The following is a 3,647-nucleotide window of genomic DNA, read 5'->3' as shown; positions in this document are numbered from 1 at the left end:
GACCAGCTGAATCTGCGAACGCATCAGCGGCTGCGAACTCGATGTGAAAAAGCCACCCGCCTCACGTACCAGCTTGGCCATGAACGACGCCGCCGCGACGATCGACGGCTCTTCCACGACCATGGGTACGACCACGTCTTTGCCGTTGACCAAGAAGTTGCTAGCCACCGCCAGCGGCAGTTCGAAAGTGCCGATGACGTTCTCGATCATTCCGTCAGCGGCAGCGCTCGGCAGCGCGCCGGGCTTGCCCAGCAGCTCGACATCCGCGGCCGGAACGAAGCCGGCATCGGCAAGCGCGCTCAGGCGCTGGGCGGGAGTCAACGAGCGGAAATTGGAGAGCCGTGAATCGAGAGTCATAGATCACCTAATCAGAATGCCGCGCGAAACAAGTTTCGAAAGTCTTGTTCGCTGCTGTCGCGCGGATTGTTGCAGTTGGAGTTGGCGGCAAAGCTCCGCCGGGCCAGTTCGTCGAGCTGATCTTCAGTCACACCGATATCGCGCAAGCGCGGCGGAATCCCCAGATCGCCGCAGAGAGCGCGCAACCCATGAATCGCCTGTGCCGCACGCCGTGCTTCACTTCGGCCGGTGCCGTCGATACCCAGAATGGCAGCGACTCGCGCATATCGTTCGGGGCTCGCCGATACATTGATGGCGGCGGCATGTGGCAAACAAACTGCGTGAGCCAACCCCTGCGAGACCGGAAACAACGCCCCCACCGACGTTGCCATGCTATGCACGTTACCGAGTCCGGTGACATTGAGTGACATCGCAGCCAGCGACGATCCGCACAACATGTCCAGCGCGGCCGACTCATTGGTTCGATCTGCAACGAAGCCGCGAACGCTGCCCGCGAGCAACGTCATCGCATGCAAATTCAACGCGTCCGAAAACACTGTGGCGCGCTGAGATAAGAAGGACTCGAACGCATGAACGAAAGCATGCATACCCGCCTGTGCGGCAAGGTCTGCCGGCATGGCACTGACGGTGAGCGGATCCAGAATCGACACTGCGCAAGCGTTTGACACTGCCGACCCCGCACCCGCCGCGGTCGGGATCGCGATCACCGGCAACGTTGGTGTCAACAAGCCAACAGCCTTCGCAACGTCGACGGTGCTGCTTCCACCGATAGCCAACAACGCTTCTACGCGACGCTCGCGGCCAGACTCGAACGCAGCCTGCACCGTACGATCAGTGTCACCGGTATCGATAGCACTGAAGACCTGGGTGGCAATGTCACTGCGCGTTAGAAGATCGGTCACCTTCCGATAGATCGCGCTATCCGACAGTGCTGGATCGAGCAGCACCAGCAACCGCTTGACCGCGCGTTCTTGAAGCACACTTGCGAGCCGCTCGTGAGCGCCGACGCCGAAGACAATCTTCGTCGGACACTCGAACGAGGCTATGCCCGCATCACGCCACATGAACTCGAGCACCTCGTTCACGTAACAGCACCGAACGCAGGAACGCGGCGCCGTCATCGACCGCTTCGTTCGCAACACGCGAGACAGCGACGGCCTCGATGAAGCTATGCGGCGCGCCCGGATACACCTTGGCCTGCACTTGCACGCCGGCTTCGAGCAAGCGCCCCGCCATCAGCAGATTCTGTTCCGCCAGGATGTCGCACTCGGCGATCACCAGGAATACGGGTGGCAGACCACGCAGCGAGGCAAACGCAGGCGCTGCATACGGATCGCGCCGGTCACCGACGTGGCTGATGTAGTTGTCCCAGAACGTGTCGACTTCGTTGGAAGTCAGCATGTCCTGCTCGGTGCCGTAACGTTGCCGCGACGCCGGCGAACAATCCGCCGTCGCGCCGCCGTAAATGTTCAGTACTGCCTTCACCAAATCGCCATGACCGGCGTCTCGGAGTTTCAGCACCGCCCCCATCGAAAGATTGCCGCCGGCAGAGTCGCCGCCGATACCAATCCGATGACCGTCGAGACCATGTGCGCGGCCGTGATCGTGCAGCCAGTGCACGACAGCCACCACCTGATTCAATGCCGTTGGATAGCGATGCTCCGGCGAAAGCGCGTAATCGACGCCAACCACCGCCATGCCGCCACGGTGTGCGAACTCGCGCATCACGCGATCATGCGTATCTACGCTGAACAACGACCAGCCGCCGCCGTGCATGTAAACGAACGTTGGCTTGCTGTGCCCTGGCGACGGATCGTAAATGCGCAGCCGAACCGGACCAGCTGCAGTCTCTGCGACGATGTTGCGAGTGTCTGCGATCACCGGGCCGCCTTTAGCCCAAGGCGCACGCGTGATCTCACAGATCTCGCGACGTTCCGGCCAGGAAAGATTCCTGCCGGCAGTCAGCTCTCTGCCTTTGGCGATGACATCATCGATGAACTCTTTGATTTCCGGATCGAGCGCACGCGGCGGCGGCTGACTGGTGGGCAACGCTTCCGCCGGTCGAGATTCGGCGAAGCTGCGCATCCAACTGGCCAGCGGGCCCTGATCCTTGATATCCAGTGCGCGCAAAATGTCAGCAAGCACATCGTCGCGCTCATCCTGGCCGAGCTTGAAGCTGCTGCGAGTCGCGACGATACGCGCCTCAAAGCCGACGATGCCGGTCACGAGCCGCTCGTAACGCGGGCCCATCTCTTCGCTCCGCCACGCACCCGGACGATTCGCTTCCATCTGCGTGACCAAGCCGTCGAGCAAGCGATCCGCGTCGCCACGCTCATCGCGCAACTCGATATCGACTTCGAATACCACGGACGCATAGTTCCAAGTCGGCGCTTGAGTGCGATCCCGCAGCCACGACGGTGAGATGTAGCCCTGCGGACCGATCAGCAACACCGTGGCTCGCGGGTTGGCGGCAAGCGCCTGCACCTGCGGATTGTTCCTGGCGAAATGGCCCAACACAGTTTTTGGAGTGCCATCGGCATCGCACACCAGTTGCACAGGCAGCGGCGTTGCATGCTGTGCGCCCGGCGCGCCGGAGACGACCCATGCGAGCGGTTGCTGCTGAACCAGCGCGCGGATGTCGTCGGAGTTACGAGGTTTGAATCGGTCGCTCATGAATAATCGTCGGTGGCAGCTTATGAATTAGAAGTGGTGAGGCCGGCCGCGCTGTGCCTGGGCCAGCGCTCTGCCCAAGGCAGTGCAGCTTCGAGTTCGAAGGCCAGTGCCAGCAGCACGTCTTCCTGCGCGCGATCGGCGGCAAACATGCTGCCGATGGGCAAGCCATTGCTGCTCTGGAACAGCGGCAGCGAAATCGCCGGCGTGCCGGCCATGTTTTGCAGCGGCGTGTATGCGACCCAGTCGAACATGGTGGACAGCAATTGTTCGGTCGACACCGTCGGCCCATACGTGCCCAGCAACGGCGGCGGCGCGCTGGTTACGGCGGACAGCACGACATCGAAACGAGAGAAGAACTCTTTGAGCTGAACCGGCAACCGCGCGATCTGCTGGTACGCGCGCTCCAGTGCCGACATGGGCAAGCGCTCGGCACGCGCACCCAAACCAAGAGTCCAAGGCTCGACGGCATCTTCTAAACGGCCACCGCCGATCAGCGTGCGAGCGCCATCAACACAGTCCGCCGCCAAGTGCGACCAGAGATCTTCGAAGGAATCCAGAACCGCGTGACCGTCCAACGGCCAGCTGGTCCGTTCGACGTTGTGCCCTAGCCTTGCGCA

The 3,647-nt window shown here is 61.9% G+C and carries 3 protein-coding genes and 1 pseudogene; all 4 read right to left on the bottom strand.

Going from position 1 to position 3,647, the window contains the following annotated elements:
- A pseudogene (locus JNL55_RS12505) lies at positions 1–357 on the bottom strand (3-hydroxy-3-methylglutaryl-CoA reductase); the annotation flags it as partial.
- Positions 358–368: 11 nt separating this feature from the next.
- The gene (locus JNL55_RS12500; protein ID WP_293853305.1) at positions 369–1,442 is read right to left on the bottom strand and encodes an iron-containing alcohol dehydrogenase; all 1,074 of its coding nucleotides are present in this window, start codon (positions 1,440–1,442) and stop codon (positions 369–371) included.
- Positions 1,411–3,030, bottom strand: a complete 1,620-nt coding sequence (locus JNL55_RS12495; protein WP_293853302.1) for an alpha/beta hydrolase fold domain-containing protein — start codon at positions 3,028–3,030, stop codon at positions 1,411–1,413. Before JNL55_RS12495 ends, JNL55_RS12500 begins: the two co-directional genes overlap by 32 nt.
- Positions 3,031–3,050: 20 nt before the next feature.
- The coding region (locus tag JNL55_RS12490; RefSeq protein WP_293853299.1) for an amidase family protein at positions 3,051–3,647 on the bottom strand (597 nt) is incomplete at its 5' end.

It is taken from the genome of Steroidobacter sp. (genome assembly GCF_016790065.1).
Classification (GTDB): domain Bacteria; phylum Pseudomonadota; class Gammaproteobacteria; order Steroidobacterales; family Steroidobacteraceae; genus Steroidobacter.
The sequence above is the reverse complement of the archived record's forward strand: the minus strand, read 5'-3'. Positions and strand labels throughout refer to the sequence as shown.